Below are 24214 nucleotides of genomic sequence, written 5' to 3' on the forward strand. Positions count from 1 at the left end.
CCTCACTGTACGGAATGACGAGTTTTATAACCATCCCGATATGTTGTGAAGGTTATTCCAAGTTTTATACAACTTGTCATTCCCGAGACGTCGGGGATCTTATGCAAGCGGTAGTGTTGTTTAAATTTTATGTTGTTTGGTAGTCGCTATTAGGAGGCTCCACAACACGTCCGTTCCTCACTGTACGGAAGGACGTTTTTTATAACTACCCCGATATGTTGCGAAGGTTATTCCAAGTTTTATACAACTTGTCATTCCCGAGACGTCGGGAATCTTATACAAGCGGTAGTGTTGTTTAAATTTTATGTTGTTTGGCAGTCGCTATTAGGAGATTCCGTATCTCGTGCGTTTCTCACTGTACGGAATGACAGAGTTGTAAAAATAATGATTCATTTAATCAAATCCCACAAATCAATCCAATCAGGGTTTTGTTTTTGAATTAAGTTGATTTTCCAGCTTCGATTCCATTTTTTTATTTGTTTTTCACGGGTGATTGCTTGATATATATCATCGAGCATTTCAAAGTAAACCAGTTTGTCGGTGTTGTACTTATTTGAAAAGCCAGTAACAAGTTTTTGTTTGTGCTGCCAAACTCGCTTTACTAAGTCACTTGTGACACCAATATAAAGTGTTCCATCCTTTTTATTGGTGAGAATATAAATACAAGGCTGTTTGGTCACCACGCTAATTGCCTGTCTAATTTTAGGAGATTTTTATTATAGCATTGAGCCTCTACTCTGCTTTTATATTAAATCTGAGCTGTTAAATACTTTTATCGCCAGTAGATTGTTTTAATTTATATTGGTTTAGCTATACAATAATGGCAAAAAACAGATGTATAAAAGTAGTATAAGAATTCATGGCAAAAGATTACGCAAGAAAAGGTAAGCCTGTCACGCGCAAAAAGCAGGCGCCTCAACCCGCACCTAAAAAAAATAAGACTCGATTTCTATTATTAATTGTATTAATTGTTATTGGTGGGTTTATCGCATTTTTAGTATCTATTAATGGTAAAGCGCCAGAGCAGGTGAGTGAGCATAAACAAACTCAGCCTACTAAAACCGAAAAACCGCTACCCAAATTACCTAAAGAAAAATGGGAATACGTAAAAGAATTAGAAAATAAAACCATTGAGGTAGATGTGCCTGAGCGCAGCAATGAGCCAACCCGACCATACAAATTACAGTGTGCTTCGCTTCGTAGCGAAAGTCAGGCCGAAGCTTTAAAAGCAAAAATTGCGTTTTCGGGGTTTGAATCTGTTGTTAAGCCGACTCAAGGTACAACTGGTATGTGGTATCGTGTTGTATTGGGGCCGTTTGATACTAAGCGTCAGGCGGAAGCTGCTCGTCACAAATTGCAAAATAATAAAATCAATGGCTGTCAAATATCATATTGGACTTGATTTTTATTAAAGCAATCCCATTTATATTTTAGTCCTAAATTTAATCTAAATAACCCGCTGCCAGCGGGTTATTTTATGCTTGCCCGTTTGATTTTTTGCAAGCTGCAACTCAAGAGGAATTTCTAATGACTACGATAGTGTCTGTACGCAGGGGTGACAAAGTTGTTATTGGTGGCGATGGTCAGGTATCGCTTGGCAATACAGTGATGAAAGGCAATGCACGCAAAGTTCGTCGTTTATATCACAACAAAGTCATTGCCGGATTTGCTGGTGGTACAGCTGATGCTTTTACTTTATTTGAGCGTTTTGAAAGCAAATTAGAAATGCATCAGGGTCATTTAACTAAAGCAGCGGTTGAATTAGCTAAAGATTGGCGAACAGACAGAGCCCTGCGCAGGTTAGAAGCTTTATTGGCCGTGGCAGACGAAACCGCCTCATTAATTATTACCGGTAATGGTGACGTTATTCAGCCAGAGCATGACTTAATTGCAATTGGCTCAGGCGGCTCATTTGCTCAAGCGGCAGCCATTGCTATGCTAGAAAATACCGAGTTAGATGCGCGCTCAATTGTTGAAAAAAGCTTAAAAATAGCAGGTGATATTTGTGTTTTCACCAACCAAAATCAAACAATTGAAGAATTAAGCGCAAACGATAACAAATCAGATAAGTAGGAACCTGTTATGTCGGAAATGACCCCAAAAGAAATTGTTCACGAACTGAACCGACACATAGTTGGGCAAGATAACGCCAAAAAAGCAGTCGCGATTGCACTTAGAAACCGCTGGCGCAGAATGCAGCTTAATGAAGAGTTAAGAGTGGAAGTTACGCCAAAAAATATTTTAATGATTGGCCCAACCGGTGTTGGTAAAACCGAAATTGCCCGCCGTTTAGCTAAACTGGCTAACGCCCCTTTTATTAAAGTTGAAGCGACTAAATTTACTGAAGTTGGTTATGTTGGTAAAGAAGTTGAAACCATTATTCGTGATTTAGCTGATATCGCCGTTAAAATGACCCGCGAACAGGCTACACAAAAAGTAAAATATCGCGCCGAAGAAGCTGCCGAAGAACGCATTTTAGATGCTTTATTACCAAAACCTAAACCTATGTTTGGTGATGACGAACAGCCGCAGGAAAGTTCAAGTGCAACCCGTCAGGTATTTCGTAAAAAACTACGTCAGGGTGAGTTAGACGATAAAGAAATTGAAATTGAAGTCGCCGCGCCACAAATGGGTGTTGAAATCATGGCACCTCCGGGCATGGAAGAAATGACAAATCAATTACAGGGAATGTTTCAAAATTTATCTGGCAATACAACTAAAACTCGTAAGTTAAAAGTTAAAGAAGCTTTTAAATTATTGATTGAAGAAGAAGCTGCGCGTTTAGTTAACCAAGAAGAATTAAAAGAAGATGCAATCCATAATCTTGAACAAAACGGCATTGTATTTATTGATGAAATAGACAAAATTTGTAAAAGAGGCGAAAGCAGTGGGCCAGATGTATCTCGCGAAGGTGTGCAGCGCGATTTACTGCCTCTAGTGGAAGGCTCAACGGTTTCAACCAAACACGGTATGGTTAAAACCGATCATATTTTATTTATTGCATCTGGTGCATTCCAAATGGCTAAACCATCTGATTTAATTCCAGAATTACAGGGTCGTTTGCCAATTCGAGTTGAGTTAGGTGCGTTAACCTCGGCTGATTTTGTCCGCATTTTAACCGAGCCTAAAGCTTCGTTAACTGAGCAATACACAGCGTTAATGCAAACCGAAGGTGTGAAAGTAGAGTTTACTCAAGACGGAATTGAAAAAATTGCAGATGCAGCGTGGAAAGTGAATGAAAAAACTGAAAATATCGGCGCCCGCCGCTTGCATACAGTAATGGAAAAACTGATGGAAGAAATCTCGTTTGAAGCATCTGAGAAAAGTGGTGAGGTTTATACAATTGACTCTGCATTTGTCACTAAGTATTTAGATGAAGCAGTCGCTGACGAAGACCTATCACGTTTTATTCTTTAAAAAGCAAGTATTTAAAACGCTGCGCTGTTAAAGCGTAGCGTTTTATAACTGAAATAATCGCAATGACGATAAACTCGCCATCTCGGGAATGACATAATTATATTTGTAGGTCGCTCTTTAGAGCGAAAATAAAACGTCATTCCGTACAGTGAGGAACGAACGAGATACGGAATCTCCTACCGACAACGCAGTACCAGCATAAAACTTAAACACCGAAGTTGCCTAGCTGAGATTCCCGACGTCTCGGGAATGACAAGTTGTATAAAACTTGGAATAACCTTCGCAACATATCGGGATGGTTATAATAACCGTCATTCCGTACAGTGAGGAACGAACGAGATACGGAATCTCCTGCTAGCAACACCGTTTTAAAACCCAGCCCCTAGCACCCCTCTAAATTCTAAAATCTCGACTCTCAAATCTAGCCTAGCAGCGTAGCACCCTAGAAACCTAGCCCCTAAAACCCAGAAACCTAAAAATCTATTCGCAATTTTTCATAATTTTGATATATTGACGCGCTATTATTACTCAGGCAATTCTAAAACCGCAGATTATAAGCACGACCTGATGTGTGCTGTATTTGAAAGGGAAAAGTTAACAAATGAAGCGAGTTCTGCTTACTCTCCTCACGGGGATTTTTATCAGTCAGCAAGCCTTTGCTGTCGTTCCATCACAGGAACAAATTGAGCAATTCAAACAGTTACCAAAAGCCCAGCAAGAGGCTTTGGCTAAGCAGTATGGAATTGATTTATCCGATATTAACCAAACTTCTACATCTAAAAAAATTGAAAATCCAGAAGTGGTTAAACCAAGACCTAGCAAAAAACAAACATCAACAGATGAAAAAGTAACAGGCGAGGATACAACAGCCCAATCAACACAAGATTTACTATATTCACAAAATATGGATGAAGCTTTCTTCTATGCAAATAAAGACAATAAAATAGACTTAGAAGATGAAAAAGTAGATAAAAAGAAAGCACCTAAAAAAGAGCCATTAAAACCTTTTGGTTATGAATTATTTGCCGGCTCACCAACTACATTTGCACCAGCAACCGATGTACCAGTACCACACGAATATGTATTAGGTCCGGGTGATACCGTAAAAGTACAGTTATTTGGTAAAGAATATAAAAGCTATGATGTGACTATCGATCGTAATGGTACATTTATGCTGCCAGAGACCGGGCCTATTCAAGTAGTCGGCATGTCTTTTGCCGAATTTAAAGAATATCTGAATCAACAAATAGCAGAAAAAGTTATTGGTGCAAAAGCGAGTATTACCATGGGCGGTATGCGCTCAATTCGTATTTTTGTATTAGGCGAAGCGTATAAGCCGGGTGCTTATACGGTTAGTTCACTTTCTACTATCACTCATGCTTTATTTGTATCTGGCGGAGTGACCGATGTAGGCTCACTTCGTAATATTCAGCTAAAACGTAAAGGCAAGGTAATCACTACATTTGATCTGTACGATTTATTACTTAAAGGTGATACCGCTAATGATTATAATCTTCTACCGGGAGATGTAGTATTTATCCCACCGGTTGGTAAAACGGTTGGAATTGACGGTGAAGTAAAACGCCCAGCTATTTATGAACTTAAAACAACAACCAGTGCTGAACAATTGGTGGAATTAGCGGGTGGTATGTTAACAACAGCCTATCCTAAAGCATCTAAATTAGAGCGCTTAAGATCAGATGGTACCCGTACTGTAATCGATCTAAATTTATCTGAGTCTGCGAATAAACGAACTAAATTACAATCTGGTGATTTATTAAGAATAAGCTCAGTATTAGACGAAATGGAAAATATTGTTAGATTGAAAGGGCATGTTCATCGTCCAGGGTCTTTTGCTTATAAACCGGGCATTAAACTGTTAGACATTATTCCGTCTATTACAGATCTACAGCCAAATCCAGATTTAGAATACGGCATTATCGTGCGCGAAGAGCCACATATTCGTACTTTATCAGCCATTCAATTCTCATTAAAAGAGGCTTATAAAGCACCAGATTCTCCATCTAATATTCGGTTAGCGCCTCGTGATCAAATATTTATCTTTTCTGCTGCTCAACAAAGAAACATCGATGAATTACTTGAGCGCTTAGAAGCACAGGCTCGATCAGATGAACCTGCAAAAATTGTGAGTGTTGTTGGTAACGTACGCTATGAAGGAGAGTACCCATACACAGAAAACATGCGAGTTAAAGATCTAATCAAAGCTTCATTTGACTTAAAATTAGAAACGGATCTGGACTACGCGCTGTTAAAACGTAGAGATTTCATTAATAACATTACAGATTTTGAAGTCGTTAAATTAAATAATGCAGAAGACCTTAATTTTAAATTAGCACCGCAAGATAAATTATACGTATTTTCGGTTAATGAAGAACGTGAAGAATTATTTGGTGATTTAATTGAAGAGATTAAGCTGCAAACTAATAAACAGAATCAGCAAAAGTTAGTGACCATTAATGGAGAAGTCCGTTTTCCGGGTACCTATCCGTTATCTGAAAGCATGACAATTGCAGAGTTGATTGACGCAGCTGGTGGTTATACAGAAGCCAGTTATTTAAATGATATCGACTTAAGCCGTTTTAATTCTAATCTAATTGATTCTACTGAGTTTGTAATTGAAAACTTAAGCTTAAAAGAAACAGACGTTAATAACTTTGTGCTACAACCTCGCGATACGGTTTTAATTAAGCGTATACCTGAATGGCGTGATCACGAAGCAGTTACTTTAGTGGGGGAATTTAAATTTCCAGGAACCTACACAATTAATAAAGGCGAAACTTTAGCAAGCTTAATTGAACGAGCCGGTGGATTTACTGACAAAGCGTTTGTAGATGCCTCAATATTTACCCGCTCTTATTTAAAAGAAAAAGAGCAAAAACTGCTAGATGAAGCTGAACGTCGGTTACGTCGTGAATTAATTTCTAATCAAATTAATGCTGGTGCAGCGGGGCAATCAGAAGCTGTATTAAACATGCTGGATCAGCTGGAAGGGGTAGAAGCCAGCGGACGTATGATTATTAATAAAAGCCAATTATTTGATATCGCGAGCTCAGTAAAATTAAGAGATGGTGATATGTTGGTGATACCAACAGTTAATCAGGCGGTTTCTATTATTGGTGAAGTATATGCACCAACAGCCCAAATTTATAATAAAGGCTGGACTGTTGATGACTATATTGACGCTGCTGGTGGGTTTAACCAAATGGCTGAAGATGATGATGTATATATTATTAAAGCCAATGGGCGAGTTGTTTCTAGCAGTAGTTGGTTCACATTTGGAGAGTTAGTTGAACCTGGCGATACTATAGTGGTCCCAACCAATGTAGATCCTATCCCTCAATTACAAATATGGCGAGATGTGACAAGCATTATTTACCAGTCAACAGTTGCGCTAGCTGCATTAGCTGCATTGTAATGGCCCGTATTTAGAACGCTAACCTTTTAAGTTGAGATTTTAGCACAGCCTAAAATCTCAACTCCCAAATATACCTCCAACAACAGAGCACAAATAAAAACGTACAAAACGAATATAAAACTCGTCATTCCGCACCGTAAGGCTCGAGCAGATTGCGGAGTCTCCCTGCACCAACACCACTTTTAAACCTGAAACGAAAATCTAAAAAATAACTTGTCATTCCGTACAGCGAGGAACGAACGTGATGCGGAATCTCCTGCCGACAACACAGCACCAGCATAAAAACTTAAACACCGAAGTTGCCTAGCTGAGATTCCCACCTCGATAACTGCTCCCTGCGTTATCCTACCTCCTGAACCCATTCAGTCTTTCGCGGGAATGACGGTTATGCTGGACCTTCGCCACATCTTAGTAATAACAAAGAAAACTCGTCATTCCGTACAGTAAGGAACGAACGTGATGCGGAATCTCCTGCCAACAATACCGCTTTAAACCTAGAACCTAAAACCTAGCAGCGCGGCATCCTAAGGCCTAAAACTCAGTCCCTCTCCACAAAAATTCAAAAAAGTCATGAAAACTTAATTCAATTATGGAATAATGCGCGCATTGTTTAAGGGACTAAAGCAAAGCAATATCCTGCCTGCAACACCCTTACCAAAAATAATTGTACCTAAACTAAAATCGTACATTCCGTACAGCAAAAAACGAATGTTATGCGGAACCTTGGTAAAGTAACTCGATTTTAAGTGGTTAATAAATAGAGCTACTGAAGGAAAAGAATGTAAATTCAAGGTACTACAGCCTAAGAACGAAGTGAAAAAATGACTAATAACTTAGAAAATCGTTTACAACATATAGAAGAAAAATTAGATCAAATAGCGCTAAAGTCTAAAGTATCAAACCTAGACTCTGACTTTGCTCCCCAAAATAATGATGATGAAATTGACCTTCGTGAACTTTGGAATGTAATTTGGGCGGGCAAATTTAAAATTATTGCTATCACAGCTGTATTTGCAGTTGCATCTGTTATTTACGCTTTATCCCTGCCTAATATGTATAAATCTCAAATGGTTTTAGCCCCAGCTCAAACAGATAATAAGGGCGGTTTAGGTGGCTTAGCTGCCCAATACGGTGGTTTAGCGGCTATGGCGGGGATTAATTTAGGAGGTAGTGATAGCAGCAGAATTGAGCAGGCTGTAATTTTAGTGAAAAGTTGGCCTTTTTTAGAGAGTTTTATAAATAAATATAACTTAAAACCACAAATAATGGCGGTTGAAGGCTGGAATAAAAAAACAAATGAACTTGTTTTTAATACTAATATTTATAACCCAGAAACAAAAGTATGGGCACGCAATGTTGAAGAAGGAACTGATGAACCTTCAAGTTGGTATACATATAAGAGATTCAGCGGATTACTAAGTGTTACCAATGACTCATCATCAGGGTTAATAACATTGGCTGTGGAACATTATTCACCACAGGTCGCTTATAACTGGGTAAATTTACTCAAAAATGAAATTAATAATTATTACCAACAGCAGGATATGGTTGATGCTCGAAAAAATATTGAATACCTGCAAGCAAAAATAGCAGAAACGAATGTGAACGATATGCAGGCTGTTTTCTATAGTATGATTGAATCTCAAACTAAAACACTTATGCTCGCAGAAGTTAGTAAACAATACTTGATTAAGACTGTGGTTCCAGCAAAAATTGCTGAATTAAAGTCAAAGCCTAAAAGAGGGGTGGTATGTTTTGTGATAACAATTCTTGGTTTTATGGTTGCAGTGTTATTCACTCTCTTTGGACATTTTATCAATTATAAAAAGAAGTAAGTTTATGAAAGTTTTAACTGTATTTGGTACTCGACCAGAGGCTATAAAAATGGCTCCTCTTGTTAAAGCGTTGAGCAATGATAATCGTTTCGATGCGAAAGTTTGTGTTACCGCCCAACATAGAGAAATGTTAGATCAGGTTTTAGAATTATTCGAAATAACACCAGAGTTTGACCTCGATTTAATGAAGCAAAGTCAAACTTTACCTGAGGTTACCAGTAGAATTCTTTTAGAATTAACTCCTGTTTTGAGAGAATTTAGACCTGATGTTGTTTTAGTTCATGGTGATACTGCTACAACATTTGCGGCAAGCTTAGCTGCTTATTACGAACAAATTGCAGTCGGCCATGTTGAAGCCGGACTGAGAACTGGAAATATATATTCGCCATGGCCCGAAGAAGCTAATAGAAAACTAACAGGAGCCTTAGCAAAATATCATTTTGCTCCAACAGAAACCTCGAAAAATAATCTTATTAAAGAAAATGTTGCCTTGGCTAATATTTCTGTAACTGGAAATACAGTTATTGATGCATTATTTATGGTTAAGGAGCAAATAGAAAAAAGTGGTACTCTCAGTAAAGAGTTAGCTTTCAACTTTCCGATGCTAGATGCTAAAAAGAAATTAATCCTTGTTACTGGCCATCGTCGTGAAAGCTTTGGTGGTGGCTTTGAACGTATATGTGAAGCTTTAGCACAAACAGCTAAGAGTTACCCTGATTGCCAAATTATATACCCCGTTCATATGAACCCTAATGTACAAGAGCCCGTAAATCGTATTCTAGGTTATGTTGATAATGTATATTTAATTGAACCACTACAATATTTAGAATTTATTTATTTGATGGATCGTGCTCATATTATTTTAACCGACTCAGGTGGTATACAAGAAGAAGCTCCTAGCCTAGGGAAACCTGTGCTGGTAATGCGAGATACTACCGAACGACCGGAAGCTGTTCTTGCTGGTACAGTGAAATTAGTCGGTACAAATGTTGATTCAATAACTAACGCACTTTTTGAACTCTTGAATGAAGATGAAAAATACTCTGAAATGAGTTTAGCCCATAATCCATACGGTGACGGTAAAGCTTGTTCTCGTATATTGGATTTTCTATACAATGCTCTTTAGAAATATTCTAAAAATTCTTTCTGGTAATATTTTTGGGCAACTGATTAATTTCGTAACTTTTATATTGATTTCTAGAGAACTAGGTGCTTCGAAATTTGGTATTTTATCTACTATTCTAGCTGTCCAGTTCATTTTAATACAGGCGTCTTCGTTTGGTATTTCTATTAGTTTACCAAAATTAGTTTCTCGAGATTTGAGTTCTTTAAATGATGTATATCCTTGGGTACTTGGTTTCAGAGTATTTTGTACTGTTATTTCAAGTATAATAGGTTATTTATATATAAGAGAAAGCATTGGGAATGATATATCCAATGAATTACTGATTGCTTCACTTTGTATTGCTTCGGGTTCAATGTTCATGTTTTCACAAACTATACAGCAATCACTTGGTTTATACTCAGGGTGGGCAAAAGCCAATTTGGCTTTAAACTTCCTAAAACTCGTGTCAATTATACTCCTTATTTATGGCTTTAAGATCTTAACTTTAGAGTATGTGTTGCTAATTTACTTCGCGATACCTCTTTTAGTATCAGTAGTGATTATCGTAAGAATAAAAAAACTAAATTACTCGTTTAATAATTCCTTTTCTAATTTTTTTTCGTTAATAAAAGCCAGCTTTTGGATATTTTTATCTTCTATGGTCGTTGCGATATTAATGCGATTAGATGTTTTAATGCTTAATCACTTTCTCGGTACAAAAGAGGTTGGTGTTTATGCCGTTGCCAATCAAGTTGCAATGGTATTTGCGCTCTTTACGGGTGCTGTAAATACAGTTTTATTACCAGAATACAAAAAGTTAGTGCAACAAATGGGGGCTAAAAACTTAAGGCATTCTATTTTAAAATTTACACCTATAGTTTTTTTCATTGCTGGAGCTTTTTATGTGCTATCTCCTTACATTTTAATATTATTTGGGGATGGTTATACAGAGTCAGCTAAGCCATTAGCTATTCTTTTGGTATCTTATTGCTTTGGGATGATTGTAAATCCTTTAAGCTTGACCATGTATGAAGCAAATAAAAGTAACATACTGTTATATATTAATGTTAGTCAATTGATAATTAATTTTGTTTCTAATTTATTCTTAATACCTAAATTCGGAATTTTAGGAGCAGCGATGTCTGCATTTTCGGTACGTTTTTTTGGTGCTGTTTGTATAATTTTATTGAGCAAAAAATATGCTGAAGAGATTGATAAAAAAGTTAAAAACTCAGAAACTTAAGAAAAAATTAGGTGTGGTTGGGCGTAATATTATAATTTGTTCTGATGTTGATATTAGTGATTGCGAGAAATTACAACTCGGAGATCATATTTATATAGGACCTGGAGCTAAATTTCATTGCAGAGGAGGTGTTGATATAGCCGATAATGTGATAATTGGGCCAAGGTTAACTATACATAGCTCCAATCATAATTATGAAAGTTTTGATATATTACCTTATGACGGTGTTACTGTCCTTAAGAAAGTTACTATTGGTGCTAATACTTGGATAGGTGATAATGTGATGATATGTCCAGGGGTGACGATCGGCGAAGGCGCCGTAATAGCTATGGGGGCTGTCGTTTGTAAAGATGTTCCTCCCTTAGCAATAGTCGGAGGCAATCCGGCCAAGGTAATAAAAATGCGAAATAAAGATATTTATAACATAGCTAAAAATAAAGAGAGATATTACTTAAAGGAAAAGTTTCTATCGAATATTCTTCCTAAGGAAATAATTGATAATTAATAGTATCACATGCTTGTATAAATTTTTGTTATTTAATATGAAGTTTGAATGGTGCAAATTAAAAATTCGCCTACTACATATTTGCACTTAATGTGCTTGTACAAAGTCAGGAAAAGTAAAAAATGAGTAAAACTACAAAGTTTTTAATAAGTGGATGGTATGGATACAAAAATATTGGGGACGAAATTATATTGTCGGCGATAATCTCGTCTTTAAAAAAAGAATTTCAATGTGAAGTTTATGCTTTATCTAATAATCCCAAATTTACTAATGAATTCAATAAATGCAAAGCAGCGAGACATCTACCTTTTGGACTGAAAGCTTGGATCATTAGTGTTTTGAAGCTAAGATTTTTTATAACGCTTTATTATTTTGTCAAATGTGATGCCTTATTAATTGGTGGAGGTGGGTTTTTATCTGATTGGCAAATCGAAGCTCCATGGATTTGGCTCCGTCAAGCTATATTAGGTAAATTATTGAAGAAAAAAGTAATGCTTTATGGAATTGGTGCTGGTCCAATAAGGACTAAGCTCGGAAAAAAAATGACTTCATTTATCATAAATAATTGTATTGATGCAGTTACTGTCCGGGATAAAACTTCTTATGAAGAACTTATAAATTCAGGTGTAAATGCCGAAAAGGTCCATGTGACAGAAGATCCAGTTTACTCGCTTAATTTTGAACGTTCAAATTCTAGTGCTCTAAAGAGAATTGGTATTTCTGCTGCTCCTATTTATACGAACGAAAGTCTATGGCCAAACGCTAAAGAAAAATACTCAAATTATATTCGTGCGATGAGAAACCTTATAGTTGAGTTGAGTTCAAATTATGAATGCGTTTTTATACCTATGCAAAATACTGATATCAAGGTTTATGATGATATACGCTCGAATGGTTTATTAGATAATTTTAGTATAGTTGATATTAGTTCTGATCTTAATCATGGGGTTTGTGCTCTTTCTCAAATTGATCTATTGATAGGTATGCGTTTACATGCTGGTATATTGGCAGCTTTGCAAAACACTTTGGTATTACCAATTGTATATCATCATAAAGTTTATGAATTTGCAAAAAAAATAGGTGTGGATTCAGAAGTACTTGAAATTGGGGACGGGAGCAATTGGAAGAATTCTAATATAGACGTTGAAAAAGCTCTAAAAAGAGTTACCAAACTAAAATTAACATTATTAAGCGAAAAAGATATTATGTATCAGCACATTGAATCTATTAAAATTAGAGAATCTAAAAATTGTGAGGTGCTTAGAGGTATACTTCATAAATGAAAATTTTATTTTTAGCACCGAAGTTTTTCCCTTCATTAGGTGGAGTAGAAAAACATATCGATGAATTGACTAAAAACTTGAGTTCCAATTACGAAATCACAATACTTGTTCCTTCATCAACTGAAATAGCAAAAGTCGATTTTTATGGGAAGACTAGAGTAATCAGATATAATCACTTGAAACTTTATAATAAGTCTGTTTGGAGAAATCTTTTGTTTATGAAAGATTATCTAAAGTTGTTTTTAACTGCCGACATAGTTCATATTCATGATTATGAGATACTTTTTAATAGTGCGCTACTAACTCGTCTCTGTTTGTTCTGGAAAAAATTCTATATAACCTTTCATGGATGGGAAGGAATATATCCACCATCAACTCGGTCAATTATATTGAGGCGAGTTGCTGATTTTCTAACTAATGGAAATATATGTATAGGCGCTTATATACCTAAACTTTTTGGAGTTAATGCGACGACCGTAAGTTATGGTGCCATTTACCCAAAAGATATAAATATTATAAGTGATGCTCAAATTAATAGCTCACTAGATATTGACTTTCTGTATGTTGGACGATTTGAAGACGATACGGGTGTTGAGTCTTATTTCAGTTTTGTTGAGTATATGTCTACTCAAACAAAAAATCTAAATATAGTTTTTTGTGGAGATGGATCTTTAAAAAACAAACTGGTTGCTAGAGCAGCTAAGATTGATGCAACAGTTTCATTTCCTGGTTGGGTTAGTAATGTAGACGATTATTATGCTAAATCTAAATATATAATGACTTCCGGCTATTTAGCAATATTAGAAGCTTGGTCAAACAATAAATTAGTTATTGCGACGTATGATAATCCGATTAAGGAAAGCTATTTGAAAGAGATACCAAGCTTTCAGGAAAAATTATTATTACTGAATAATAATTTTAGCGAGATTGCTGCTGCTTTATGTGATTATGAGACTGTGAATTCTATGAAAGTTAATTCTTTTTCATGGGTCAAAGAGCAATCTTGGACAAAAATGGTAAAGACATACGAGAGATTATGGTTTGGAAGTTAGACGAATTTTAGTGATTGAACCAATTTGTGTTGAACATGAACACGCAAATTTTAATAAGGCATTTCTTACGGGTATTTCCTCTGAAAATAATGAACTTGATATAATATGTGAATTCCACCATTTTTCACGTATTAGACATGGCAATTTAAAAAGGCGTAAAAATCCTTTCTATAAAAAGCTTTCAAATAATAGAGGCTTGAAAGTTATTCAAGAATTACTACTGACGATATATGCTTTTTTTTGGGGAAATTTTAAGTATGATCAGGTTATTTTCTTGAGTTGTTCTAAAATAAATTTCTTAGTTTATGGATTACTTTCTTTTATTACAACTCGTGCCAAAACATATTTTGTAGCGCACAGTATCCTATCTACTATTGAATCTGATAAAAAAGCGATTTCGTTACAAAAAGTAGTAAATTTGTATTTACGCCACGGAAATAAAATGATTGTACTAGGAGAGCCTATTAAAAATAATTTGAAAGGAGTTATATGGAAATTACAGAACGTAATTTCCATACCTCATTTATATGAGATGGGGAGTATTCGCAAAAAACAAAGTTCTGCAAGGCTTATATTTGCGTTTTTAGGAGTTATGTCGAAAGCAAAAGCAAACTTGGAGTTTTTGTCAAATAATTGTAAGGTTTTGACAAATGAAAACTTTCGTATTATTGGATATAGCACGCAAGCCTGTAATAGGATTAGATTTAATATTCCTACATCTCCTATTCCTGCTGATGATTATGAACGACTCATAGTTGAATCAGACTATGTTGTATCTTGTTTAGATCAATCTCGCTATAAATATACCGCAAGCGGAACTTTTTTTGACTCGTTAAAATACTCAAAGCCAGGCATTTATTTAAAAAATGATTTTATAAGTTATTATTTTAACGAATTCGGGTCTCTCGGTTATTTATGTGACACGATGGATGATATAGCGCAAATAATTGAACGCATAGAAGAAGATGGCCCAGACATAAAATTTTATGAGCTATGTGTATCTAATATAAATAAGGCTCGATTATTTTTTGAGCCTAGGAATAATAATCAATTACTTTTGGAGCTGGTGTCGTGAAAAGAGTAGCGTATCTAATTTACCCTATTTACTTCGATTTTTATGGGAAAAGTAGACGAGTAGGTGGAATTCAGACTTACATTAAAAACTTATCTTTGATTCTAGATGAATTGGATTTCAATGTCATTGTTGTTCAAGCAGGTGCCAACAATTTCACTGCATCTGATGGGGTTATTGAGGTAAAAGGGGTTAAGTCAAAGAATTTTGTTTCGAATAGTAAAGTAGCGAAACTTCTGTATGAAAATATCAAACATGAAATGAATGATTCAGATCTTTTGATTTTCTGTACAGAAATGGCTTCAATAAATGTTAGTCATAAAAACACTATATATATCCAACATGGAGTTTCATGGGATATGCAAGATTATTTGACAAATAGAGAATCTTTCCTGTCAAATTCCAAGACTTTGTTAAGATTGCGCAGGATATTGCAGAATTACAAGTATACAAATCACTTTTATGAAGATAAAAAATTTGTATGTGTGGATTACAATTATGTAAATTGGTTAAAAACACAAAAAAGTCTCAATGTGGATAATGTTCATTATATCCCTAATGCAGTTAATGATTTGAATTATGTGGATACAGTTGAAAGTAAGCAGCATCATGGAAAAGTAAAAATATTATTTGCCAGAAGATTTGAAAAATATCGCGGCAGCCAGATTGCTGCAGAGGCATTATTTAATGTCGCTCAGAAGTATGGAGATAAAGTTGAAATCATTTTTTCTGGTGAGGGCCCAGAGGCAAGTTCAATTGAAAAAAAATTTACACATTTTAGCAATGTATCATTTGAAAAATATAATTATCAAGATACATTATCCTTCCATGAAAAATTTGATATCGCGATGGTGCCCTCTATAGCTTCTGAAGGTACATCTCTCTCATTAATTGAAGCTATGAGGGCTGGCTGTGCATGTATTTGTACCCCTGTAGGTGGTATGACTTCAATCATTATTGATAACTTTAATGGTTTATATACAGCTCCAACTTCTATAGATCTATATCTTAAAGTATGTCAATTAATCGATAATCCAACTGAAAGGCTGCGCTTGTCATCAAATGCAAGGACCACTATCGTTGAAGGCCCATTCAATTTTAGAGTATGGCAAGCACGTTGGAAGTCACTTTTAGCATTATGATGTTTGAGCAGCACAGAATTTACTTTATTCTTTGTATATTGGGATACCCTATTGCAGTTGTATTAGCTCAATTAATTTCTATTGATAATTTTTTTGTTTCAGTAGTATACCGAGCATTACTTATTGTATTTTCATTGTATTTTATTATTATCCATATAGTATCTAAGTTTAATAAAAGTCATCTGCTTATTATAATACTTTTTGTATTTTTTTGGGTCAGTTACTTTCTAAGAGCTTATTATCAGGTTGAAACAGAAGGCTTAAATAAACCAATTAAAGAGTACTTCATATGGGGGGTAGGAGTCTGTCTGCTACCAGCTCTTGCGGTTGCTCGTTTGAACCCTATAATTACATTCAAGGGAAACCAAACTTATTTATCAATAGCGTTATGTGTAAGCGTTATTTTATTCCTTTTCTCGAGCGACACAGTAGCTGATGTCAATGGTGATATTTATTCTAATGGTCGTATCCAGTTAGAAGCATTTAATACATTGGCATTCGGTAATTTAGCCGCAACATTGATTATTATTGCGTTTACTAGTGGGGTAAAGAATAAATATATTTTATTGGGTATTTATATTTTCTGTTTTTATTTATTGATTACAGCTGCTTCAAGAGGGGCTCTTGTCTCTTTAGTCTGTTCATTTATATTTTTCATAACTTGCTCTAGAGGAATCTCTAAATTTAAACTAATTATAAGTTTCTCTTTCTTAGCTATTATTAGTTCAAATTTTATAACTAGCTCTTTTACTGATAGAATTTTAGATGTCTTAAATGGCACAGATGTATCTATGGCATATAGATTTATCTCTTACCTGGGAGCAATGGAAATATTTTTAGAAAACCCCATTTTGGGTGCCTCACTCGAAGAACCCAATACTGGATATTACCCACATAATATTTTATTAGAAGTAGCCATGTCTCTAGGTATTTTTGGTACTTCAATTCTCATTTTATTAGTTTATTTAGCCTTTAGAGGAGGAACTCGTTATGTAAAATTGGGGAGAGAATATGCCCTTATACCTATGTTATTTATTCAGTATTTTGTTGCTGCTAATTTTTCTGGGTCAATCGTAACTAACAATGTTTTTTGGTACTTGTTACTTATGGCTATATCTTTAAATTATCTCTCAATTAGAAAGCAATAAGGAATTAAATTGCAAATTTCGATAATCATGCCTTGTTATAATGGTGAGGCATACTTAAGAGAAGCTATTAATAGTGTTCTCGAGCAAACATATGATAACTATACATTGGTTGTAGTAGATGATGGATCTACTGATAACTCTAGAGAAATAGTTAGAGAATACTCTAGCAAGGATTCAAGAGTTACTTTAATCACAAATAAATTTGAAAAGGGTGCTGCTGGGGCTAGAAATACAGGGTTGAAAAGAGCTTTATCTTCTGACTACATTGCATTTCTAGATTCAGATGATATTTGGGACAAGAATAAATTAGAACTCCAATTACAATTTATGTTAGAAAATGAAGTTCAATTTTCTTACACCTCATATAACGTAATTAACTCAGATGGGGAGATTATTGGTAGCTTTGAACCCAAATCAACCTTTTCTAGAAAACGACTTTATTATACTTGTGATATAGGTTGCTCTACCGTGATGATTAAAACAGAACTCATTAGATTATTTTCATTTCCTTATGTAGCAAAAGAAGATTATGCTTTGTGGTTAATTTTATCTGAAGTCTTAGAGAGCAGTACTCGACCTTTATGTATGAAACTAGTGTCATACCGTGTTACTACTAAATCTGTCTCTGCTAATAAATTTCTCGAGCTATTTAGACAAAATAATGCTTTGGAAAAATTTTCAAATTTAAATATGTTTCAACGAATTACTTGTCTAATTTTATATTCAATCAATGGTGTTAAGAAACACTTTGTTAAATATAGGAATAATAAATGAAAGTAGTTCACTTAACTGTTGTACATAGGACCAAAGATACTCGAATTTTCTACAGATATTGTCGGACATTATCTAAAATGAATGTGGATAATTATTTAATTGCCCCTTTAGACTTAGAAGGATTTACAGAAGGAGAGTTTGGTATTGTAGAAGGCGTTCAAGTCGGTTTTATTAAGAAAAGAACAAACTCGCCTTTTAGAGTATTTAATAACATCAAACTCATTATTAAGCATCTAAAGTGCATAAAACCGGATATCGTTCATTTTCATGATCCTGAATTACTAATAATCATTCCTATATTACGACTCTATACTAAAAAAGTTGTTTACGATATTCACGAAGATAATTATAGAAACATCTTACAAAAAAAAGCAGTTCCATCTATCTTGCGTCCTATGATTGCTTATACTGTTCGTTTATTGGAAGCTATTGCACATAAAACTATTAGTACAGTTATAGCTGAACGTTATTATCAAGAGATGTTTCCAAAAGCTGTCCAAGCTCTTAATTATCCTGGAGATTATTCTCCAGAAACATCTAGTATATTAGATGAATATAAACATATAGTTTTTGGCAGAGAGCATAAGTGGTTCCTATATACAGGTAATGTGACCGAAGAAAGAGGAGCCTTAGAACAATTAAAAATATTGAAAGATGACCCGTCTTATGCAATCTGTTATGTGGGATATTGTAGCGGAAATACATATAAATCGATAAAAACATGGTTGTTAGATAATAAAATTGATGAAAGTAGGTTTTATTTAATTGGATTAGAACAATTTATACCACAACCTGTAATTGAATATTTCCAATCTAAAAAGTGCTGGTATGCAGGTTTGGCTCTATTTCCATTCAATTCTTTTTATGAAAGGAAGGAATTGACGAAGTTTTTTGAGTACTATAATAATAGAATCGTTTTACTTTGTTCTGACTTTATAGGTTGGCGTAATTTCGTTGAAGAATATGAATTAGGTGTCCTATACAGGGATGGCTATAAAGAAAAGCTAAGTCTCATTGAAGTTGATTTTAATAAACACATTTTTACATGGGATTCTCAGATACAGAATATTGAAAAAATGTATCATAGGCTCCTTTTAAAGTAGTTATTAATTAGATTATTTTAATAAATGATCTCAAGTTGTGCACATTATGAATGTTTGATCAATTGTAAAGACCTAGTCTGTATCTAGGGCTTGGTCTTTATCTCCCCATCTCCAATAATCCTAAATACTTTATGAAGCGAGTAAAATAAACCACAGAGTTGAAAATGGCAAAAGCTTAAAAAAGACTTACTCATCCGAATTTAAAGGCAAAGTTTTAAAACTAGAAAGTTAATAGATATCGCGCAAGTTAATTGAATGCTAAGTTTGGGGTGGCGGTGAAGGTCAGAAGAATCAACTTGAAATGTTTTATGACAGATAACGTAGCATTGATCACGGGAGTAACTGGGCAAGATGGTTCGTATTTAGCTGAATTTTTATTAGAAAAAGGCTATGAAGTTCATGGAAGAAAACGCCGTGCCTCTTTATTTAATACTGAACGTGTTGATCATATATATCAGGATCCGCATGAATCAAACCCAAGATTTTTTCTACATTATGGTGATTTAACTGATTCATCAAACTTGACGCGCATTTTAAAAGAAGTTCAACCTGATGAAGTTTATTACTTAGGTGCACAGTCACACGTTGCTGTTTCGTTTGAATGCCCTGAATATACTGCTGATGTAGATGCTATTGGCACTTTATGTTTATTAGAGGCTATCCGTTTTTTAGGTTTAGAAAAGAAAACCAAGTTTTATCAAGCATCAACTTCTGAGCTTTATGGTGAAGTACAAGAAATCCCTCAAAAAGAAACCACACCGTTTCATCCTCGTTCACCTTATGCAGTAGCTAAAATGTACGCGTATTGGATTACTATTAATTATCGTGAATCTTATGGGTGTAGTGGCAGAATAATTTGGCCACTACAGGGATGTATGCTTGTAATGGTATTTTATTCAACCATAAATCACCTCGCCGTGGTGAAACCTGGTAAGGCCTGACGTCTCTAGACACCTTCTATCTGTTTAAAATATTTACGCTCGAAATCGTTCGGTGACATTCTACCGTTTTTAGTGTGACGCCGAATCGGATTGTAAACCATTTCTATATAATGAAAAACAGCCTGTTTTGCTTCAGCGCGATTTGGATAAATACGACGACGTATTTTTTCCTTTTTCAAATTGCTAAAAAAACTCTCAGCGACGGCATTATCGTGGCAGTTACCACGGCGACTCATACTCGGCTTTATATTGTATGCATCAAGTAACTTTCTGAATTGCCGACTGGAATACTGAGAGCCTTGATCCGAATGCAGATTGACTTGTTGCTTAGGTTTTCTGCGCCAATATGCCGCAGTGACAGCCTGCATTGCCAGATCTTCGGTCATTCTGTCGCTCATTGACCAACCAACGATGTTTCTTGCGTACAAATCCATAACAACGGCTAGAAAAAGAAATCCCTCATGCGTCTTGATATAGGTGATATCTGTTACCCACCATTGATTGGGATGCTCAACATTAAATTCTCGATTAAGCTCGTTGCCAGCCACAATATCTACCTTGCCGCCGTAATAACCTCGCGGTATGTCGTAACCTCGTTGTGCTCGAAGCCCCTCTTTTTGCATAAGCCGTAAAATACGGTCACGGCCGCAATACTGGTTTGCATCGCGAAAGTCCATATAGATATTGCGATACCCATGAACACCACCGCTTTCGAGCCAAAACTGCTTAATCTTTTGGGATAGTTGTTTGTCTTCAAGTTCTCGTTTGCTGACTGGTGATTTAAGCCAGTCGTAATAACCGCTTGGATGAACACTCAAGAGCCGGCATAACATTCTCACAGGATAGCGTAAGCAGCGAGACCTTATAAATCGGTATCGTTCTTTGACTCGCAGGCAAAGAACACCGCGGCTTCCTTTAATATATTTCGTTCTTGCTCTGTACGCTTTAGCTCGCGTTTCAGTCGTGCTATCTCAGCGCGTAAATCTTGCTCTTCTTCTCGAACTTTGGATGGCTTAGAAAATTTTTTTAGCCAGCCATACAGCGCCTTAGTGCTGATTCCAAGTCGCTCAGCTACATCATAAACACTGTAACCATGCACGCTTATCTGGTTCACTGCTTCTTGCTTAAATTCGTCTGAATATCGGATACCTTTACCCATGATTTTCCTCTTTATGGTTCTAGTTACATTTTTACCATAAAAAGTGTCGGGAAATCTCAGGCCTTACCAACCTTTGTAACCCGTAAAATCACCCGTAGTATTGCCAATATTGTTCAAGGTTTAGAGAAATGTTTATATTTGGGGAATATGGATGCTCTACGCGATTGGGGGCATGCAAAAGATTATGTGCGTATGCAATGGATAATGTTGCAGCAAGAAAAACCAGAAGAATTTTTGATTGCTACTGGCAAACAAATTTCTGTACGTGAATTTGTGTGACTATCAGCAAAAGAGGCTGGAATTGAAGTTGAATTCAGTGGAGAAGGTGTTGATGAAATTGTAACTGTAGCAGCAATTACTGATGCAGGTAAAGCACCAGCATTAAAAGTAGGTGATGTGATTGTTAAAGTTGATTCTAAATATTTTCGCCCAGCAGAAGTGGAAACTTTATTAGGCGATCCTTCAAAAGCCAAAGCTAAACAAAACGCTTTATTAAAAGCGCATGGCCACAATGTCTGTCTTTACATCGAGTAGTACTAAAAAGTTTAGTACTACAGTGACTACTGCTGCTGAAATATTAATAAAAGTAATTAAATATGAAAAAAGTATTTGTTGCAGGCCATAAAGGTATGGTCGGTTCAGCTATTCTTCGCCAACTTGAAAACCAGTCTGGTATAGAGATAGTTGTTCGCGATAGAGCAGAGTTAAATTTATTAGACCAAGCAGCCGTTGCTGAATTTTTTAAAACTGAAAATATTAATCAAGTTTATCTAGCTGCAGCAAAAGTAGGCGGTATTATAGCTAACAACACTTACCCTGCAGAGTTTATTTACGAAAACTTGATGATGGAATGTAATATTATTCATTCTGCACATCAAACTGGCGTAAATGACTTACTCTTTTTAGGTTCTTCTTGTATTTATCCTAAATTAGCTGCACAACCTATGACGGAAGAAGCATTGTTAACTGGTACGTTAGAGCCAACAAATGAGCCTTATGCGATTGCTAAAATAGCCGGTATTAAATTGTGTGAGTCATATAATCGTCAATATGGCCGTAATTATCGTAGTGCCATGCCGACTAATTTATATGGTGAAAATGATAACTTTCACCCTGAAAACTCTCATGTAATACCGGCCTTAATCCGGCGCTTTCATGAAGCCAAATTAAATAAAGCTTCTGAAGTTATTGCATGGGGATCGGGTAAACCAATGCGCGAATTTTTGCATGTAGACGATATGGCTGCTGCCTGTATCCATGTTATGAATTTAGACGATGAAACTTATCAAGCTAATACTCAACCTATGTTAAGTCATATTAATGTTGGTACCGGTGTTGATTGTACTATTCGTGAATTGGTGGAAACGGTTGCGAAAGTGGTTGGGTTTGACGGTGTAATTAAATTTGATTCATCTAAGCCAGATGGTGCACCGCGTAAGTTAATGTATTCGTCGCGTTTAGAGGCGCTTGGGTGGAAATATTCAATTTCATTGGAAGATGGCTTAGCTCAAACTTATCAATGGCTTTTAGATAATCAGGATAAATTTAGGGCTAGGTTGCTGGTTCTTAAATTTTAGCTGGGCAGTATGGGCTTACTGAGTTATTTGATATGAATATAAATTTGCGCGTTTTGCATTTTAATTTACACTTATTAACAAATTCATGGATGATTTTATTTGTTTTGTCATATTCAAGTAAGTTCGCTTAGTGTATAATCTCGCTCGATTGAACTAGCGTGTATTTAAACGGAGTTTTGTATGGAAATAATAGCAGCAATCGCTATTAGTTTTGCATCAGTATTTTTACTTCAACCTATAGCCGAAAAAGTCGGCCTTGTCGATAAACCCAATGAGCGAAAAAAGCATTCAGGTGCAATCCCTTTAATTGGCGGGATGGCGTTTTATTTTGCAACTTTAGTTGCCTGTATGTTGGCTTTTCCTGGCGATAAAACGGTTACTTTATTTTTAATATCCTCTGCTTTTGTTGTGTTTTTAGGCGTTTTAGACGACTACCATAACTTAAGTGTTCGCTCTCGAATTGTATCGCAAATTCTAATTGCCAGTATTATGGTATTTGGCGCAGATATGTATATTCACGATTTAGGCAATTTAGTCGGCTTGGGTGATATAGATATTAGTATTGCTGGTACTTTATTAACTTTTATCGCTGTTATTGGCGCTATTAACGCATTTAACATGACAGATGGAATTGATGGTTTAGCGGGCTCATTAGCACTTAATACTTTTGCATCTATTGGTGTTTTATTTTATTTAACTGAACAAGGTAGTTTTTTAGCTTTACCTGTTATTTTAGTTTGCGCAATTATTCCTTATCTTGCTTTTAATTTAAGTTTGGTCCCTGGGCCTGTTAAAAAAATATTTATGGGCGATGCGGGTTCTATGTTTATCGGGCTAAGTGTTATTTGGTTATTAACTATAGGTACACAATCAGATACACCAGCATTTAGAACCGTAACAGCCTTATGGGTGATTGGTATTCCGTTAATGGATATGGCTGCCATTATTTATCGCCGGGTTAAAAAAGGTCAATCTGCATTTTTGCCTGATCGCGATCATTTACACCATATATTTTTAAGAGCAGGTTTTAGTTCTCGTCAATCGTTAGCGATTATTTTTTGCTTATCATTATTTTATTCTGGTTTTGGCATAGTTGGCGAGATATATCAATTACCGGAATGGTTTATGTTTGCCTCGTTTTTAGCTTTATTCGCTTTATACTGCTATTCACTTATTCATGTATGGAAAGTAGTAAGATTTGTGCGTCGCAGAACAGTAAAAAGAATAAGAGCAAAGCAAATTAAAGCATAAATTCTTAAGTTATATTTAACATTATAAATACCTGCTACGGCAGGTATTTTTTTATAAGAATAATTAAGGACTTTATTATGTTTATACCTGTAATTATGGCCGGCGGCTCAGGTTCGCGTTTATGGCCATTATCACGTTCGGCATACCCAAAGCAGTACTTAGCACTTACCA

The 24214-nt window shown here is 35.6% G+C and carries 20 protein-coding genes and 2 pseudogenes; 20 read left to right on the forward strand and 2 right to left on the reverse strand.

The window, feature by feature from the left end:
- Positions 1-389 precede the first annotated feature (389 nt).
- Positions 390-683, reverse strand: a complete 294-nt coding sequence (locus tag N7931_RS17000) for a GIY-YIG nuclease family protein (RefSeq protein ID WP_262795543.1) — start codon at positions 681-683, stop codon at positions 390-392.
- 176 nt (positions 684-859) lie between these two features.
- Between N7931_RS17000 and N7931_RS17005 the strand changes: the two genes are divergently transcribed.
- The 16 genes and pseudogenes from N7931_RS17005 to N7931_RS17080 all read left to right on the forward strand — a co-directional run.
- Positions 860-1402, forward strand: a complete 543-nt coding sequence (locus tag N7931_RS17005; RefSeq protein WP_262795544.1) for an SPOR domain-containing protein — start codon at positions 860-862, stop codon at positions 1400-1402.
- A 125-nt stretch (positions 1403-1527) separates the two neighbouring features.
- Positions 1528-2073, forward strand: coding sequence for an ATP-dependent protease subunit HslV (gene hslV, locus N7931_RS17010; RefSeq protein WP_262795545.1), 546 nt, complete (start codon positions 1528-1530; stop codon positions 2071-2073).
- Between the two features lie 9 nt (positions 2074-2082).
- Complete coding sequence (gene hslU / locus N7931_RS17015) at positions 2083-3417, forward strand: HslU--HslV peptidase ATPase subunit (protein WP_262795546.1); 1335 nt, start codon at positions 2083-2085, stop codon at positions 3415-3417.
- A 601-nt stretch (positions 3418-4018) separates the two neighbouring features.
- Positions 4019-6853, forward strand: coding sequence for an SLBB domain-containing protein (locus tag N7931_RS17020; RefSeq protein ID WP_262795547.1), 2835 nt, complete (start codon positions 4019-4021; stop codon positions 6851-6853).
- A gap of 821 nt (positions 6854-7674) precedes the next feature.
- Positions 7675-8688, forward strand: a complete 1014-nt coding sequence (locus N7931_RS17025; RefSeq protein ID WP_262795548.1) for a Wzz/FepE/Etk N-terminal domain-containing protein — start codon at positions 7675-7677, stop codon at positions 8686-8688.
- Between the two features lie 4 nt (positions 8689-8692).
- Positions 8693-9814 carry a non-hydrolyzing UDP-N-acetylglucosamine 2-epimerase gene (gene wecB / locus N7931_RS17030; RefSeq protein ID WP_262795549.1) on the forward strand — a complete coding sequence of 374 codons (1122 nt, stop codon included), beginning with the start codon at positions 8693-8695 and terminating at the stop codon, positions 9812-9814.
- Positions 9804-11036 (forward strand): oligosaccharide flippase family protein, encoded by a 1233-nt coding sequence (locus N7931_RS17035; RefSeq protein WP_262795550.1) that lies wholly within the window; start codon positions 9804-9806, stop codon positions 11034-11036. The genes wecB and N7931_RS17035 overlap by 11 nt, the downstream gene beginning before the upstream one ends.
- A complete protein-coding gene (locus N7931_RS17040; protein ID WP_262795551.1) occupies positions 11005-11541 on the forward strand; it encodes an acyltransferase in 537 nt (178 codons plus the stop codon). Before N7931_RS17035 ends, N7931_RS17040 begins: the two co-directional genes overlap by 32 nt.
- A gap of 122 nt (positions 11542-11663) precedes the next feature.
- Positions 11664-12824 (forward strand): polysaccharide pyruvyl transferase family protein, encoded by a 1161-nt coding sequence (locus N7931_RS17045; protein WP_262795552.1) that lies wholly within the window; start codon positions 11664-11666, stop codon positions 12822-12824.
- The gene (locus tag N7931_RS17050; protein ID WP_262795553.1) at positions 12821-13876 is read left to right on the forward strand and encodes a glycosyltransferase family 4 protein; all 1056 of its coding nucleotides are present in this window, start codon (positions 12821-12823) and stop codon (positions 13874-13876) included. Before N7931_RS17045 ends, N7931_RS17050 begins: the two co-directional genes overlap by 4 nt.
- 10 nt (positions 13877-13886) lie before the next feature.
- The gene (locus N7931_RS17055; protein WP_262795554.1) at positions 13887-14951 is read left to right on the forward strand and encodes a hypothetical protein; all 1065 of its coding nucleotides are present in this window, start codon (positions 13887-13889) and stop codon (positions 14949-14951) included.
- The gene (locus tag N7931_RS17060; protein WP_262795555.1) at positions 14948-16090 is read left to right on the forward strand and encodes a glycosyltransferase family 4 protein; all 1143 of its coding nucleotides are present in this window, start codon (positions 14948-14950) and stop codon (positions 16088-16090) included. Before N7931_RS17055 ends, N7931_RS17060 begins: the two co-directional genes overlap by 4 nt.
- Complete coding sequence (locus N7931_RS17065) at positions 16066-17238, forward strand: O-antigen ligase family protein (protein ID WP_262795556.1); 1173 nt, start codon at positions 16066-16068, stop codon at positions 17236-17238. Before N7931_RS17060 ends, N7931_RS17065 begins: the two co-directional genes overlap by 25 nt.
- A gap of 9 nt (positions 17239-17247) precedes the next feature.
- Positions 17248-18012 carry a glycosyltransferase family 2 protein gene (locus N7931_RS17070; protein ID WP_262795557.1) on the forward strand — a complete coding sequence of 255 codons (765 nt, stop codon included), beginning with the start codon at positions 17248-17250 and terminating at the stop codon, positions 18010-18012.
- Complete coding sequence (locus N7931_RS17075; RefSeq protein ID WP_262795558.1) at positions 18009-19115, forward strand: glycosyltransferase; 1107 nt, start codon at positions 18009-18011, stop codon at positions 19113-19115. The genes N7931_RS17070 and N7931_RS17075 overlap by 4 nt, the downstream gene beginning before the upstream one ends.
- A 308-nt stretch (positions 19116-19423) precedes the next feature.
- Positions 19424-20046, forward strand: a pseudogene (locus N7931_RS17080) (GDP-mannose 4,6-dehydratase); the annotation flags it as partial.
- Between the two features lie 15 nt (positions 20047-20061).
- Here the strand turns inward: N7931_RS17080 and N7931_RS17085 are convergent.
- Positions 20062-21215 (reverse strand): IS3 family transposase gene (locus N7931_RS17085; protein WP_262795559.1). Its coding sequence is split into 2 segments (ribosomal slippage): positions 20062-20966 and positions 20966-21215, totalling 1155 coding nucleotides; the frame shifts between segments, so codons are not numbered across the junction.
- Between the two features lie 27 nt (positions 21216-21242).
- On the opposite strand from N7931_RS17085, the pseudogene N7931_RS17090 reads away from it, so the two are divergent.
- The 4 genes and pseudogenes from N7931_RS17090 to N7931_RS17105 all read left to right on the forward strand — a co-directional run.
- Positions 21243-21749: pseudogene (locus tag N7931_RS17090) on the forward strand (GDP-mannose 4,6-dehydratase).
- A gap of 62 nt (positions 21750-21811) precedes the next feature.
- Positions 21812-22792, forward strand: a complete 981-nt coding sequence (locus N7931_RS17095; protein ID WP_262795560.1) for a GDP-L-fucose synthase family protein — start codon at positions 21812-21814, stop codon at positions 22790-22792.
- A 180-nt stretch (positions 22793-22972) separates the two neighbouring features.
- Entirely contained in the window at positions 22973-24043 is a 1071-nt protein-coding gene (gene wecA / locus N7931_RS17100; RefSeq protein WP_262795561.1) for a UDP-N-acetylglucosamine--undecaprenyl-phosphate N-acetylglucosaminephosphotransferase, read from the forward strand.
- A 77-nt stretch (positions 24044-24120) separates the two neighbouring features.
- Positions 24121-24214, forward strand: a 94-nt coding sequence (locus N7931_RS17105; RefSeq protein ID WP_262794928.1) for a sugar phosphate nucleotidyltransferase, incomplete at its 3' end; no start/stop codon positions are given.

It is taken from the genome of Catenovulum sp. 2E275 (assembly GCF_025515275.1).
Lineage (GTDB): Bacteria > Pseudomonadota > Gammaproteobacteria > Enterobacterales > Alteromonadaceae > Catenovulum.

Coding starts and splice junctions, on each gene's coding strand:
- N7931_RS17005 (WP_262795544.1), top strand. CDS start 860: ATGGCAAAAGATTACGCAAGAAAAGGTAAGCCTGTCACGCGCAAAAAG.
- hslV (WP_262795545.1), top strand. CDS start 1,528: ATGACTACGATAGTGTCTGTACGCAGGGGTGACAAAGTTGTTATTGGT.
- hslU (WP_262795546.1), top strand. CDS start 2,083: ATGTCGGAAATGACCCCAAAAGAAATTGTTCACGAACTGAACCGACAC.
- N7931_RS17020 (WP_262795547.1), top strand. CDS start 4,019: ATGAAGCGAGTTCTGCTTACTCTCCTCACGGGGATTTTTATCAGTCAG.
- N7931_RS17025 (WP_262795548.1), top strand. CDS start 7,675: ATGACTAATAACTTAGAAAATCGTTTACAACATATAGAAGAAAAATTA.
- wecB (WP_262795549.1), top strand. CDS start 8,693: ATGAAAGTTTTAACTGTATTTGGTACTCGACCAGAGGCTATAAAAATG.
- N7931_RS17035 (WP_262795550.1), top strand. CDS start 9,804: ATGCTCTTTAGAAATATTCTAAAAATTCTTTCTGGTAATATTTTTGGG.
- N7931_RS17045 (WP_262795552.1), top strand. CDS start 11,664: ATGAGTAAAACTACAAAGTTTTTAATAAGTGGATGGTATGGATACAAA.
- N7931_RS17050 (WP_262795553.1), top strand. CDS start 12,821: ATGAAAATTTTATTTTTAGCACCGAAGTTTTTCCCTTCATTAGGTGGA.
- N7931_RS17075 (WP_262795558.1), top strand. CDS start 18,009: ATGAAAGTAGTTCACTTAACTGTTGTACATAGGACCAAAGATACTCGA.
- N7931_RS17095 (WP_262795560.1), top strand. CDS start 21,812: ATGAAAAAAGTATTTGTTGCAGGCCATAAAGGTATGGTCGGTTCAGCT.
- wecA (WP_262795561.1), top strand. CDS start 22,973: ATGGAAATAATAGCAGCAATCGCTATTAGTTTTGCATCAGTATTTTTA.